Source organism: Streptomyces sp. BE20 (genome assembly GCF_036322525.1).
GTDB lineage: Bacteria > Actinomycetota > Actinomycetes > Streptomycetales > Streptomycetaceae > Kitasatospora.
The window spans coordinates 54,370-67,518 of sequence record NZ_JAQYWW010000589.1 but is presented as its reverse complement, the minus strand read 5'-3'; the positions used below and the strand labels follow the sequence as shown (position 1 = coordinate 67,518).

Here is a 13,149-nt window from a genome sequence, read left to right as displayed (position 1 = left end):
CGTCAGTGGCGCTTCTGGGAGAGCTCGAAGACGTCCGCGGCGAGCCGGGTGGCGGTCGTCCGGGTCGCCCGGGTGAGCAGGTCGGTGCGGATGGTGCCGCCGGCCGCGAGGTGGCGGTCGTACCGCAGGAGGTGGACGCTCGTGCCGGTGGAGCGGAGGGTGCGCACCGCGGCGTCGAGGTCGACGCCGGAGTGCGGGGTCTGCTCGGTGACGACGACGACCGTGCCGGCGATCACGTGCGGCGGCAGGCCGCGCATCCACTGGAGGACCTCGTGGGTGCTGGCGACGCCGTCGAGGGTCGCGGGGGTGGTCAGCACGCGGGCCTGGGAGGCGGAGAGCGCGACGCGGGCGACCTCGGCGGGCAGGGTCTGGCAGTCGACGACGGTGATGCCGAAGTAGCGGCGCAGGGCGACCATGACGCGCTGGTAGCCGCGGGCGTCCAGCATCGTGCCGATCTGGCCCTGGCTTCCCGGCAGCAGCCAGGAGTTGTTGCGGAGCTGGACGAGGTAGCCGGTGACGTCGAGCAGCGACATCTGCGGCTTGACGATGTCGGCGACGTCGCTGGTGGTCCACCGCACGGTCTCGGCGCCGAGCTTGACGGGCAGCGAGCCGAGCGCCGGATCGGCCTCGACGAAGAGGACCGGGTCCTTGCGGTAGTGCGCGTAGGTGGTGCCGAGCAGCGCCGCGACGGTGGACTTGCCGGCGCCGCCGCGGATGGAGGTGACGGCGATCTGGCGGCCGGTCGTGACCGGCTGCTGGAGGATCTCGGCGGTGCGGGTGGCCTCGGCGACCTCGCGGGCGGCGGACTTGGAGACGTTCTTCCAGACGGCGCGGGCGACGCGGGTCGCGAGGGCCTCGCCGCTGCGGGGCTTGCGGGCGACGGCGGCGAGGTTCCGGTCGACGGTGGGCCGGGAGTCGGGGGACCGGGGCGCGACGGCCTGCCGGCCGGGGGCGGCGCCCTGCGGCTGTCCGGCGGGGGCCTGCTCGTACCCCTGCCCGTACGCCTGTCCGTATCCCTGCTCGTATCCCGGTGCCGGCCCCTGGTCGGGAGCGGTGAGGGCCTGGGCGAAGGTCTGCGCGGCGGTGGCCTGGGCCTGGTCCAGGGCCTGCAGCTGGGTCTGCGCCTGGGCCTGCGCCTGGTCCGGCGTCGGGCCGGGCGCCGGGGCCCTCAGATCGCGCAGGACGTCGCCCTGCCAGTTCTCTCCGTTCGGCATGCCTGCAACCGCCCCTTCCACTCCACGTACCGCCCCGCCCGGAGCTCCTGTGCGTTGACTCGGAAACCGACTTCGACGTCGGTTCAGAACTTGTCGAGCAGTTGCCCGTACACCCCGAACACCCCGACGGCCAGCGGGAACAGCCCCACCATCCCGACGGACTCGACGAGGTCGGCCAGCCGCCGCAGCCGGACCTGGGTGTGCTCGGGCGGCTGGACCGCCAGGACGAGCAGCGGCAGCAGCGCGGCGGCGCACAGGACGGCCAGCGCCCCGGCACCCCCGCCGTGCCGCATCCACAGCAGCGCCAGGCGCACCACGAGGACCCCCGAGGCGGTGAACAGCGCCACGACCTCGGCGACCAGGGGGAAGGCCCGGGCCCGGGAGAGCAGCACCACGGCGACCAGCGACGGCAGCGCCACGGTCCAGACGTCCGGCTCGGCGGTCAGGGTGAGCAGCCAGCCCGCGCCGGCGGCCGAGACCGCGGTCGCGATGGTCGCGAGCGCCAGCCCGCGGTGGGTGGCGGCCAGGGCGGTGCCCACCTCGTGACGGCTGACGGACGCTCCGCCGGAGCGGCGGTCGTCGAGCGCGGTGAGCCCCGATCCCATCAGCGCGAGGCGTGGCAGCAGTCCGAGCAGCACCACGGAGAACACCGCCATCACGGCGCCGATCCGGGCCGGGTCGGCCCCGGTGGCGGCGACGGCCTCCCACACGGCGGTGATCGCGGCGACGGAGACGGCGCCGATCAGACCGCCGCGGCCGAGCGGGGAGAGGACGCCGAGGAGTGCGACCGTCACGGTCAGCGCGCCCGCGACGGCGGCCAGCCGTACGCTCGCGGACCAGTCGAAGGCGTCGGCGGCGCTCCACGCGCCCAGGACGCCGAGTCCGCCCGAGGCGAGCAGGAGCGCGGTGGCCAGGCCCCGGTTGCCCTTCCCGATCCGGGCGACGAGTGCCCCGACGACCGCCAGCGCGGCGGCGAGGCCGAGCAGGACGCCGGCCAGCGCGTCGAGCGCGAACTCGCGCCGGGCGAGCAGGGCGGCGGTCACCGCGAAGGCGACGGTCGCCACGCCGGCGCTGCCCCGTCGGGCGGCCGGGCGCCAGCGCCAGGCCTGGAGGTTGAGGTCGTCGGCCACCAGGTCGATGACGTCGTGCACGACCGGGGCGGGCGGCGCGGAGTGGGTCCGCACGAGGCGCAGGACGGCGCCGTCGGCCACCCCCGCCGATTCCAGGGTGCTGTCGTGCGGCAGCGCGGAGCCGTCCGGCGTCATCAGCTGACGCGCCATGGGCCGGGACGCGGTCCGGTCGTCGAGCAGCTGCAGGATGTCCGGGAGCAGCACCCCGATCGGGGTGTCGGCGGGCAGGACCACGTCGGCCTGGCGTCGCTCCCCGATCAGGGTCACCCTGCTCTGCCGTGCCGGGGAAGTCGTTGCTGTGCTCACCACTTGTGGGAACCTATCATCGCGCCCTTTTTCGACCTCTCGGACCAGTGCTTCCACGTCGCTGCCATGTCCGGGGTGCTACGGCCCGGTCGGGCCGGACGACGGCGAGGGGCTCGCCGTCGGCGCCGGACCCGGCGATCCGGTCGGCCCGCCGTACGGCTGCACCTGGCGTTGCTGCTGCTTCTGCTGCTCCGCCTTCTGCTTCGCGAGCGTGGCCTGGAGGAACGACCAGCCGACGCAGCCCGCGCAGAGGACGGCCGCGATGGCGATCCCCGCGAACACCTTCCCGAGCCGTTCGTCCGCCGCCCGGCGCACCCGCTCCGCGCCGAAGAGCAGTGAGTCCCGCATCCTGCGGCGGCGTACCGCCACCGACTCCAGGAGCTGACTGTCGTAGTCCCGTGCCATTCGCCGCCTGCCGTCTCCCCCGTGTGCTGCCTGTGCAACATAAAGCATGCACCCGTCACTGGACACCCCCGGCGGCGTGCGGGGCGGGGCCTGTGACGAGGCCAGGTTGTTCGTATGGGCGATTTGTACGCTCCGGGTGAATCTCCCGGGGAGCCGGCGGACCGGTGGGGCGCAACGGGCGCCCGGGGGTGGTGCCGGGGAGCCCGTCCGTTATTGCGACCGTCGTATGTGCAACCCGGAGGCGGTCTCGACCGTCTTCTCTGTGTGCAGTGCGTCCGGTCGCAGGGGGGCGCGGCGTCCGGCAGTGAAAGGTGCACGCATGTCAGGTCAGTGGGGCGAGAGCCCGGCTCGTGGCGACGACGCGCCCGGTGCGCTGACGGACGGCGGCGCGGCCGGCGGTGCGGTGCCGCCGCCGCGGACCGGTGGACGGGCCGAGGCCCGGCGGGCCGCGCAGGGCAGGGGCGGGCCGGGCAACGGCGGGCCCGCCAAGGCCGGGTCGACCAGGGGCGGCACCGCGGCACCGGGCACGTCCCCGGTGGGCACGTCTCTGGCGGGCACGTCTCCGGCGGGTGCGTCCCCGGCGGGCGGACGCGCGGCGGCCCGGGCGAGCCGGAAGCCGAAGCGGAACGTCAAGAAGATCGCCGCCTGGTCGGCCGCCGGCGCGCTGGTGCTGATCGCCGGGACCGGTGGCGCGATCTACTGGAAGCTCAACGGCAACATCAAGTCCTTCGGCAAGGACGGCGTCGCCGCCGAGCGCCCGCCGGAGGCGGCGGCGGACGCCAACGGCAACAAGCCGGTCAACATCCTGCTGATCGGCTCGGACAGCCGCGGCAAGGGCAACGCGGACCTCGGCGGCGGCGAGGACGGCGGCGCCCGCTCGGACACCACGATCCTGCTGCACGTCTACGCCGACCACAAACACGCGGTCGGGATCTCGTTCCCGCGCGACACCCTGGTCACCCTGCCCAAGTGCAAGCAGGCGAACGGGCAGTGGACGAAGGAGCACATCGGGAAGTTCAACGAGGCCTTCTCGACCGGAGGGTCGGAGACGGGAAACCCGGCCTGCACCCAGAACGCGGTGGAGAAGATCACCGGCATCTTCGTCAACCACACCATCGTGGTGGACTTCCAGGGCTTCGCCGCGATGACCAAGGCGGTGGACGGCGTCGACATATGCCTGCCGGAGGACATCTACGAGAAGGACCTCAACCAGAAGCTGCCCAAGAAGGGCGACGTGGTCCTGAAGAGGGGTCCGCAGAAGGTGCAGGGCCAGCAGGCGCTCGACTACGTGCGGCTGCGTCACGGCATCGGCGACGGCTCCGACATCGGCCGGATGAAACGCCAGCAGGCCTTCCTCAGCTCGCTCGCCTCGAAGATCAAGAAACAGGGACTCACCCCCACCAACCTGTTGCCGCTCGCCGACGCGGCCACCAAGTCGCTGACGGTCGACGAGGGCCTCGGCTCGGTCGACAAACTGATGTCCTTCGGTCTCTCGCTGAAGGACATCGACATGCACGACCTCAAGTTCGTCACCGCACCGTGGCGCATCCGCACCGACGAGGCCCTCGAACTCGTGAAGGCCGACGCGGACAAGCTCTGGGCGACCATCAAGGCCGACCGCACCATCGACGGCCAGAACGCCACCGGCGAGCAGCCCGCGGAGGCCACGACCCCGGCGGTGGCGCCCGCCGCGCCGACCACCCCCGCCGCCGCCACCACGGCCGCGGACACCGCCAACCAGAGCATCAAGGTGGGCGTCTACAACGGCACCGTCTCCCGCGGGATGGACGGCAAGGCGGCCGAGCTGCTGAAGACGGCCAAGTTCGCGGCCACCAGGATGGGTGCGGCGATGAACACCAAGTACGCGACCACGATGATCGAGTACGGCACGGGGCAGCGGGCGAACGCGGAGAAGGTCGCCGAGCTGTTCCCGGGGGCCTCCGTCGCGGCCGGGAAGACGGCTGGGATCACGGTGATCGTCGGCAAGGACTTCGCGGCGGCCAACGGCGGGACGGCTGACGCCACCGCCACCGCTACCGCCCCCGGTGCCTCGGCCGCGCCGGCGACCCCGGCCGAGCCGGCTCCGCTGCCCACCAACCTCATCAACGAGACCCGCTCGGCGGACGACAACCTCTGCGAGGGCACGAGCTACGGTTCCGGCGGCTGACCGGCTGACCGGCGTGCGTTGCCCCGGACCGGCGTGCGTTGGCCCGAGTCGGCGCGGGTTGCCCCGGGCCGGCGCGCGGCCGACCCGCCCGCGCCGCCGCGGCCCGAAGGGCCCGCCACGAGGAGTGACCGCCCTGGCCGCCCCGGCGAGCGGTCGCCCGCCGGGGCGCCGTCCGGTGGCGGGATCGCGGGCGCGAGGCGATCGTGGGCGGTGTACGGCCGTTCGGTCGCGCGGCCGGTCGGCCGCGGCGTCCCGGACCGGCCGCGGCGGAGGACCATCGCTTGGGAGGCCCAGGAATGCCCGTAGTCACCGCACCGTACAAGCCCGGCACCCCGTGTTGGGTGGACCTGATGGCGAGCGACCAGCAGGCCGCACTCGACTTCTACCGTGACCTGTTCGGCTGGCAGGGCGAGGTCGGGCCGCCCGAGTTCGGCGGCTACTCCGTGTGCTCGCTGAACGGCAGGCCGGTCGCCGGGATCATGGGCCGGTCGGCCCCCGAGGGCCAGCCGCTGCCGCCGGTCGGCTGGACCACCTACCTGGCCTCGGACGACGTGGAGGCGACCGGCCGGGCGATCACCGAGGCGGGCGGCACCATCGTGTACCCGACGATGGAGGTCGGCGACACCGGCCGGATGCTGGTCGCCGGCGACCCGACCGGCGCGGTCTTCGGGGTCTGGCAGAAGCTGGAGTTCATCGGCGCGGGCGTCGTCAACGAGCCCGGCGCACTGGTCTGGAACGAGCTCAACACCACCGACACCGAGGCGTCCGGCCGGTTCTACCAGCAGGCGCTCGGCCTGCGCCCGGGCACCATCCAGGGCATGGAGGGGTTCTACTCCCTCAACGTCGGCGACCACACCGTGGGCGGGATGCAGCCGGTCGCCGGGTACCTGCCGCCGGGCACGCCCCCGCACTGGATGACGTACTTCTCCGTCGACGACACCGACTCCACGGTGGACGCCCTGGTCAAGGCGGGCGGCGCGGTGATCCAGCCGCCGTTCGACATGCAGGCCGGGCGGATGGCGGTGGTCCAGGACCCGCAGGGCGCCGTCTTCGCCGTGACCGCCACCCCCGACTCGCCCTGACCGACCCCGGCGCGGCCCCCGGCCGCCCGTTCCCGCGACGCGCCGCCGGGAATGGGCGGCTAGGTTCGCGTTCGCGGGTAAGACTGCACCCATGCTGGGGCTACCGGACGACATCCGCGCTTTCCTTTTCGACCTCGACGGGGTGCTCACCCAGACCGCCACGGTGCACGCCGCGGCCTGGAAGGACACCTTCGACGCCCTCCTGCGCGCCGAAGCGGCCCGCACCGGCGGGCCGTTCGTTCCCTTCGACGCCGTCGCCGACTACGACGCCCACGTGGACGGCCGTCCGAGACTCGACGGCACCCGGGCGTTCCTGCACAGCCGGGGCATCGACCTGCCCGAGGGCACCGACGCCGACCCGCCCGGGGCCCGCACGGTGCACGGCGTCAGCCGCGCCAAGAACGACACCGTGCTGCGGATGATCCGCGAGCAGGGCGTCCGCCCGTACGACGGCTCGGTCGCGTACGTGCGCCGGCTGCGCGCCCTCGGCCTGCCCACCGCGGTCGTCTCGTCGAGCGCCAACTGCCGGGACGTGCTGCGCGCCGCCGGCATCGAGGCGTTCTTCGACGTCGTCGTGGACGGCGTCGTCGCCAAGCGGGAGGGACTGCCGGGCAAGCCCGCGCCGGACACCTACCTGGCCGCCGCCCGGTCGTTGGGCGTGGAGCCCGCGCACGCCGCCGTCTTCGAGGACGCGCTGGCCGGGGTCGCCTCCGGCCGGGCCGGCGGCTTCGGCGCGGTCGTCGGGGTGGACCGCGCCGGCCAGGCCGACGAACTGCGCCGCGACGGCGCCACCGTGGTGGTCCGGGACCTCGCCGAACTGATCCCCGAGGAGACGGCATGACCGGCCAGGAGCAGCCCTTCGTCGTCGACCCGTGGCAGATCGCCGAGCAGGGCCTCGACCTGGCCGCCATGGCCCGCGCCGAGTCCGTCTTCGCCCTCTCCAACGGCCACATCGGCCTGCGGGCGAACCTGGACGAGGGCGAGCCGCACGGCCTGCCCGGCACCTACCTGAACGGCGTCTTCGAGCTGCGCCCGCTGCCGTACGGGGAGGGCGGCTACGGCTACCCGGAGTCCAGTCAGAGCGTCATCAACGTGACCAACGGCAAGATCATCCGCCTGCTGGTGGACGACGAGCCGTTCGACCTCAGGTACGGCGAACTGCTCAACCACCGGCGGTGGCTGGACTTCCGGGAGGGGCTGCTGCGGCGCTCCGCCGAGTGGACCTCCCCGGCCGGGCGGACCATCAGGGTCGAGTCCACCCGGCTGGTCTCGCTCACCCAGCGGGCCATCGCCGCCGTCGAGTACACCGTCGAGGCGGTGGACGGCCCGGTGCGGATCGTGCTCCAGTCCGAGCTGGTCGCCAACGAGCAGCTGCCCGGCGGTGCCGACGGCGACCCGCGGGCCGCCGCCGTCCTGGAGGCGCCGCTGCTCGCCGAGGTGAGCCACGCGGGCGGCACGAAGGCCGTGCTGGTGCACCGCACCCGGTACAGCGGCATCCGGGTCGCGGCCGGGATGGACCACGTCATCGAGGGCCCGGACCGGCTGGACACGGTGGCCGAGTCCGAGGACGACCACTGCCGGATCAGCGTCACCACCGTGCTCCGGCCCGGGGAGCGGCTGCGACTGGTGAAGTTCATGTCCTACGGCTGGTCGGCGACCCGTTCGCAGCCGGCCGTCCGGGATCAGGTGGAGGCCGCGCTGACCGCCGCCCGGTACACCGGCTGGGACGGCCTGGTCGCCGAACAGGCCAGGTTCCTGGAGGAGTTCTGGGACACCAGCGACATCGAGATCGAGGGTGACGTCGAACTCCAGCAGGCCGTGCGGTTCGCCGTCTTCCACGTCCTCCAGGCCGGTGCCCGGAGCGAGGAACGGGCCATCCCCGCCAAGGGGCTGACCGGACCGGGCTACGACGGGCACAGCTTCTGGGACACCGAGACCTTCGTCCTCCCGGTCCTCACCTACTGCCTGCCGTCCGCCGTCAACCAGGCGCTGCGCTGGCGGCACACCACGCTGCCGCTGGCCCGCGAGCGGGCGGCGCAACTCGGCCTGGCCGGCGCGGTGTTCCCGTGGCGGACGATCCGCGGTGAGGAGTGCTCGGGCTACTGGCCGGCCGGCACCGCCGCCTTCCACATCGGCGCGGACATCGCGGCCGCCGTCGCCCGGTACGCCCGGGCCACCGGGGACGTCGAGTTCGAGCGCGAGTACGGGCTGGAGCTGCTGGTCGAGACGGCCCGGATGTGGCGCTCGCTCGGCCACCACGACGCGGCCGGCAACTTCCGCATCGAGGGCGTCACCGGGCCGGACGAGTACAGCGCCGTCGCCGACAACAACGTCTTCACCAACCTGATGGCGCAGACCAACCTGCGCGCCGCCGCCGAGGCCGCCGCCCGGCACCCGCGCGAGGCCTCCGCGCTCGGCGTCGACACCGAGGAGACCGCCGCCTGGCGGGACGCCGCCGCCGCGATGTTCGTCCCGTACGACGAGAACCTCGGCGTCCACCCGCAGGCCGACGGCTTCACCGACCACCAGCTCTGGGACTTCGAGAACACCCCGGCCGAGAACTACCCGCTGCTGCTGCACTACCCGTACTTCGACCTGTACCGGAAGCAGGTGGTCAAGCAGGCCGACCTGGTGCTCGCCATGCAGGTCCGCGGCGACGCCTTCACCGACGAGCAGAAGGCCCGCAACTTCGCCTACTACGAGCGGCTGACCGTCCGCGACTCCTCGCTCTCCGCCTGCACCCAGGCGGTGATCGCCTCCGAGGTCGGCCAGCTCGACCTCGCGTACGACTACACCGCCGAAGCCGCCCTGATGGACCTGCACGACCTCGGCGGCAACACCCGGGACGGCCTGCACATGGCCTCGCTGGCCGGGGCGTGCGTCGCCCTGGTGGCGGGCTTCGGCGGTCTGCGCGACCACGGCGAGACGCTCTCCTTCCGGCCGCGGCTGCCCAGCGGGCTGATGCGGCTGAGCTTCTCCCTGCTGGTCCGCGGCCAGCTGCTGGGCGTCCGGATCGGCCACGACGAGACCACCTACACGCTGCGCCGCGGCGAGGTGATCCACCTGCGGCACGACGGCGAGGCGGTCCAGGTGAAGGCCGGTGAGCCGGTCTCGCTGCCGACCACCGCCCCGCCCGCCCAGGAGCGGTGCAGCCAGCCGCCCGGCCGGGAACCGGCCCGCCGCCAGCCGCAGGCGGGCGTGGCGGGCGGGCGGGTCGGCGCGGCGGCGGACCACCTCGCGGCGGAGTAGGAGGACGCGAAGGGCCCGCCCCGGCCCTCCGTTCACCCGTACGGGCCCGCTCCGGCTGCGGGGCGGGCCCGTAAGCCGGACGGTGGCGGTGTCGTGCGGCAACCGTCGGCCGGTGGAGGAGAGCCCGTGGTGAGTGTGGCCGAGCAGATGGTGGAGGTGCTCCGGCAGGCCGGGGTGGAGCGGGTCTACGGGGTGGTCGGCGACAGCCTCAACCCGGTGGTGGACGCGATCCGCCGAGCCGAGGGCATCAGCTGGGTGCACGTGCGCAACGAGGAGGCCGGCGCCTTCGCGGCCGCCGCCGAGGCCGAGCTGAGCGGGCGCCTGGCGGTCTGCGCGGGCTCCTGCGGGCCCGGCAACACCCACCTCATCCAGGGCCTCTACGACGCCCAGCGCAGCGGCCTGCCGGTGCTCGCGCTGGCCTCGCACATCCCGTCCGCGCAGATCGGCACCGGCTTCTTCCAGGAGACCCACCCCGATCGCGTGTTCACCGACTGCAGCAGCTGGTGCGAGACGGTCTCCACGCCCGCGCAGCTGCCCCGGCTGCTGCGGATCGCGATCCAGCACGCGCTGGGCGCGCGCGGTGTCTCCGTCCTGGCCTTCCCCGGCGACGTGGCCGCGCTGCCCGCCGCCGGACCGACCGGCACCGGCAGCTTCCTGACCGAGCAGGCCGTCGCCGCCCCGCCCTGGTCCCAGGTGCAGGCCCTCGCCCAGGCGCTCAACGCCGCCCGCCGGGTGGCCCTCTTCTGCGGCGCGGGCGTACGCGGGGCGCACGCCGAGGTGATGGCGGTCGCGGATGCCCTGCACGCGCCGGTCGGACACTCCCTGCGCGGCAAGGAGTGGATCCAGTACGACAATCCGTACGACGTCGGTATGAGCGGTCTGCTCGGCTACGGTGCCTGCCACGAGGCGCTCCACTCGGCCGACCTCGTCGTCCTCCTCGGCACCGACTTCCCGTACGACTCCTTCCTGCCGCAGGCCCACACCGTCCAGGTGGACCACGACGCCACCCGGCTCGGCCGCCGCACCCCGCTGGAACTGGCCGTGCACGGCGACGTCCCGTCCACCCTGCGGGCCGTGCTGCCGCTGCTGGAGCAGAAGACCGACCGGGCGTTCCTGGACGCCATGCTGGACAAGCACTGCCGCGCCCTGGAGGGCGTGATCGGCGCCTACACCCGGGACATCGGGAAGCACCTGCCGATCCACCCCGAGTACGTGGCCTCGGTCCTGGACGAGGTGGCCGCCGACGACGCGGTGTTCACCGTCGACACCGGCATGAACAACGTCTGGGCCGCCCGCTACCTGCAGCCCAACGGGCGCCGCCGGGTGATCGGCTCCTTCCTGCACGGCTCGATGGCCAACGCGCTGCCGCACGCGATCGGCGCCCAACTGGCCTGTCCCGGGCGGCAGGTGGTGGCGATGGCCGGTGACGGCGGGATCGGGATGCTGCTGGGCGAGCTGCTCACGGTCGCCAAGCACCGGCTGCCGGTGAAGACGGTGGTGTTCAACAACGGCGCGCTCGGCATGATCAAGCTGGAGATGCTGGTCTCCGGCTACCCCGAGTCGGAGATCGACAACGGCGACGTCGACTACGCCGGCATCGCCCGGGCGATGGGCATCCCGGCCAAGCGGGTCACCGAACCGGCCCGGGTCCGCGAGGTGCTGGAGGAGGCGCTGGAGCGGCCCGGTCCGGCACTGGTGGACGTGGTGACCGACCCGAACGCGCTCTCCATCCCGCCGCACATCACCGCCGCCCAGCTGAAGGGCTTCGCGCTGGCGGCCGGCCGGACGGTGCTCTCGGGCGGGGTGGGGCGGATGATCGACCTGGCCCGGTCCAACCTGCGGAACATCCCCAGGCCGTAGGGCGCGCCGCGACCCTCGGGGGGAGGCCGGAGGTGCCGGGGTCGTCGCCGGGAGGGTCGGCCGTCCGGGCGCGGGCACGCGGAGCCGACTTGCCTCTGAGGCAAGTTTCTTGCCCCTGCGGCATGTGAGGTGTCCACTGGACACATGAGCACCAGCCCAGCCGGTCCGCCCGCCGACCCCGGCGACCAGTTCGACGACCACGACGTGGCCGGCCTCGCCGCGAGGCTGCGCGAGCACCGGCTCGGCAGCCGCCTCACGCTGGAGGTCGCCGCCGCCCGGGTCGGGCTCTCCCAAGCGTACTTGTCCCGACTGGAGACCGGGCGCCGGCAGCCCTCGCTGCCCGTCCTGCTCGGCCTCGCCCGCGCCTACGGCACCTCCGTCTCCGGCCTGCTCGGCGAGAGCCTCGTCGAACCGGACCCGGTGGTGCGCGGCGGCGCCATCGAACCCGGCCGGGCCGGCGGCTGGGGCTACCGGCGGGCCGGCGCCCCCGGCCGCGCGATGCAGGCGCTGCGCGTGCACGTCCCCCCGGGGGTCCAGGACACGGTGGTCCGCGTCCACCCCGGCGAGGAATGGCTCTACGTCCTCCAGGGCCGGCTCAGGCTGACCCTCGGCGACCGCGTCCACCTGCTGGCCGAGGGCGACTCCGCCCACTTCGACTCGCTCACCCCGCACTGCATCGCCGCCGACTCGGCGGCCGGGGTCGAGCTGCTCTTCATGCACACCCTGCTGCAGAGCCCCGGCGGCGAACTCTGCCTCGGCGGCGGCCCTGCCCCGCACCACTGACCCGACGTCGGAACATCGGAACACTCGGAGGAGATCTCCCATGGCTGATCCCGCCACCCCCGCCCCGGCCGCCGCGCCCGTCGCGCCCGCCCCGGCCTCGGCCCCGAAGACCATCGACGCGGGCAAGTGGGCCAACCGCCGCGTCGGCATCCGGCTGGTGATCTACACGGTCGCCACCCACGCCTTCGCCGGTTTCATCCTGCTCCTCTTCGAGCTCGGCAACCGGAACAAGTAGCACCGGCGCCGGTCACCCGGTGATCACCCGCCACCCCAGGTGGCGCCTGCCGCTCACCGCGGTGAGCCGGACCAGCAGGCGCAGCGCGGCGTCGAGGTCGGCGTACGACTCCGGCCCCAGGTAGGCCGGGCGCAGGCCGGCCGCGCCGATCAGCCGCTCGACCGCGGCCCGGTCCGCCTCGTCGGCGGAGAACAGCAGGTCGGCGGCGGCCCCGTCGGGGTCCGGCCGGCCGAACAGTTCCACCCCGGCGCTGTTGAACGCCCGGGCGTACCGGGCCCCCGGCGCGTGCCGGGCCACGGCCTCGGCGTTGTGCAGGACGCCGTCCGGCCGCCCCGCCCGGTTGGTGGCGTCGACGACCAGCAGGCCGTCCAGGGCCGCGCCGTGCTCGGCGAGCAGCCCGTCCACGGCCGTGCCGGTGACGGCCAGGACGACGGTGTCGGCGCCCGCCAGCGCGTCGCCGATCCCCACCGCCTCCACCGGCCCGTCCGGGGCGGCGGCCGGGTCCCGGGTGCCGAGGGCGACGTCGAGCCCGGCGGTGTGGAAGGCCAGGGCCAGGCCGCGGCCGACCTTGCCGGCTCCGATGACGGCGATGCGCATGGCGGTTCCTCCTCGGGACGTGGACGGCTTCCGGAGTGAACTCCCTTGGACGGCACGGGTATTCCTGATCCGGGGCCCCGTTCTGCCGCCCCTGTCCGTGCTGCCGCCCCCCGCTCGCGCT

The 13,149-nt window shown here is 74.0% G+C and carries 11 protein-coding genes; 7 read left to right on the top strand and 4 right to left on the bottom strand.

Going from position 1 to position 13,149, the window contains the following annotated elements; genetic code table 11:
* Positions 1-2 precede the first annotated feature (2 nt).
* The 3 genes from PUR61_RS11840 to PUR61_RS11830 all read right to left on the bottom strand — a co-directional run bounded on the left by PUR61_RS11840 (position 3) and on the right by PUR61_RS11830 (position 3,055).
* Entirely contained in the window at positions 3-1,214 is a 1,212-nt protein-coding gene (locus PUR61_RS11840; RefSeq protein WP_329878612.1) for a MinD/ParA family protein, read from the bottom strand.
* Positions 1,215-1,297: 83 nt separating this feature from the next.
* Entirely contained in the window at positions 1,298-2,653 is a 1,356-nt protein-coding gene (gene eccD, locus PUR61_RS11835; RefSeq protein WP_329878610.1) for a type VII secretion integral membrane protein EccD, read from the bottom strand.
* Between the two features lie 75 nt (positions 2,654-2,728).
* Positions 2,729-3,055 (bottom strand): hypothetical protein, encoded by a 327-nt coding sequence (locus tag PUR61_RS11830; protein ID WP_329878608.1) that lies wholly within the window; start codon positions 3,053-3,055, stop codon positions 2,729-2,731.
* Positions 3,056-3,374: 319 nt separating this feature from the next.
* On the opposite strand from PUR61_RS11830, the gene PUR61_RS11825 reads away from it, so the two are divergent.
* The 7 genes from PUR61_RS11825 to PUR61_RS11795 all read left to right on the top strand — a co-directional run bounded on the left by PUR61_RS11825 (position 3,375) and on the right by PUR61_RS11795 (position 12,431).
* The gene (locus tag PUR61_RS11825; RefSeq protein WP_329878606.1) at positions 3,375-5,222 is read left to right on the top strand and encodes an LCP family protein; all 1,848 of its coding nucleotides are present in this window, start codon (positions 3,375-3,377) and stop codon (positions 5,220-5,222) included.
* A 296-nt stretch (positions 5,223-5,518) separates the two neighbouring features.
* Positions 5,519-6,304, top strand: a complete 786-nt coding sequence (locus PUR61_RS11820) for a VOC family protein (protein ID WP_329878604.1) — start codon at positions 5,519-5,521, stop codon at positions 6,302-6,304.
* Positions 6,305-6,395: 91 nt separating this feature from the next.
* Entirely contained in the window at positions 6,396-7,145 is a 750-nt protein-coding gene (locus PUR61_RS11815) for an HAD family hydrolase (protein WP_329878602.1), read from the top strand.
* Positions 7,142-9,553, top strand: coding sequence for a glycoside hydrolase family 65 protein (locus PUR61_RS11810; protein ID WP_329878600.1), 2,412 nt, complete (start codon positions 7,142-7,144; stop codon positions 9,551-9,553). The genes PUR61_RS11815 and PUR61_RS11810 overlap by 4 nt, the downstream gene beginning before the upstream one ends.
* A 147-nt stretch (positions 9,554-9,700) precedes the next feature.
* A complete protein-coding gene (locus PUR61_RS11805) occupies positions 9,701-11,413 on the top strand; it encodes a pyruvate dehydrogenase (RefSeq protein WP_380356545.1) in 1,713 nt (570 codons plus the stop codon).
* A 144-nt stretch (positions 11,414-11,557) separates the two neighbouring features.
* Positions 11,558-12,196, top strand: a complete 639-nt coding sequence (locus PUR61_RS11800) for a helix-turn-helix domain-containing protein (RefSeq protein ID WP_329878596.1) — start codon at positions 11,558-11,560, stop codon at positions 12,194-12,196.
* Positions 12,197-12,236: 40 nt separating this feature from the next.
* Complete coding sequence (locus PUR61_RS11795) at positions 12,237-12,431, top strand: DUF6126 family protein (protein ID WP_329878594.1); 195 nt, start codon at positions 12,237-12,239, stop codon at positions 12,429-12,431.
* A 12-nt stretch (positions 12,432-12,443) separates the two neighbouring features.
* On the opposite strand, the gene PUR61_RS11790 is transcribed toward PUR61_RS11795, so the two are convergent.
* Positions 12,444-13,028: an NADPH-dependent F420 reductase gene (locus tag PUR61_RS11790; RefSeq protein WP_329878592.1), complete on the bottom strand. Its 585-nt coding sequence runs from the start codon at positions 13,026-13,028 to the stop codon at positions 12,444-12,446.
* Positions 13,029-13,149: the final 121 nt, after the last annotated feature.

What these genes read in the sequence shown, in the direction of transcription:
- PUR61_RS11840 (WP_329878612.1), bottom strand. Translation starts at nt 1,214, where the DNA reads ATGCCGAACGGAGAGAACTGGCAGGGCGACGTCCTGCGCGATCTGAGG.
- PUR61_RS11800 (WP_329878596.1), top strand. Translation starts at nt 11,558, where the DNA reads ATGAGCACCAGCCCAGCCGGTCCGCCCGCCGACCCCGGCGACCAGTTC.
- PUR61_RS11815 (WP_329878602.1), top strand. Translation starts at nt 6,396, where the DNA reads ATGCTGGGGCTACCGGACGACATCCGCGCTTTCCTTTTCGACCTCGAC.
- PUR61_RS11810 (WP_329878600.1), top strand. Translation starts at nt 7,142, where the DNA reads ATGACCGGCCAGGAGCAGCCCTTCGTCGTCGACCCGTGGCAGATCGCC.
- PUR61_RS11830 (WP_329878608.1), bottom strand. Translation starts at nt 3,055, where the DNA reads ATGGCACGGGACTACGACAGTCAGCTCCTGGAGTCGGTGGCGGTACGC.
- PUR61_RS11825 (WP_329878606.1), top strand. Translation starts at nt 3,375, where the DNA reads ATGTCAGGTCAGTGGGGCGAGAGCCCGGCTCGTGGCGACGACGCGCCC.
- PUR61_RS11820 (WP_329878604.1), top strand. Translation starts at nt 5,519, where the DNA reads ATGCCCGTAGTCACCGCACCGTACAAGCCCGGCACCCCGTGTTGGGTG.
- PUR61_RS11795 (WP_329878594.1), top strand. Translation starts at nt 12,237, where the DNA reads ATGGCTGATCCCGCCACCCCCGCCCCGGCCGCCGCGCCCGTCGCGCCC.
- PUR61_RS11805 (WP_380356545.1), top strand. Translation starts at nt 9,701, where the DNA reads ATGGTGGAGGTGCTCCGGCAGGCCGGGGTGGAGCGGGTCTACGGGGTG.
- PUR61_RS11790 (WP_329878592.1), bottom strand. Translation starts at nt 13,028, where the DNA reads ATGCGCATCGCCGTCATCGGAGCCGGCAAGGTCGGCCGCGGCCTGGCC.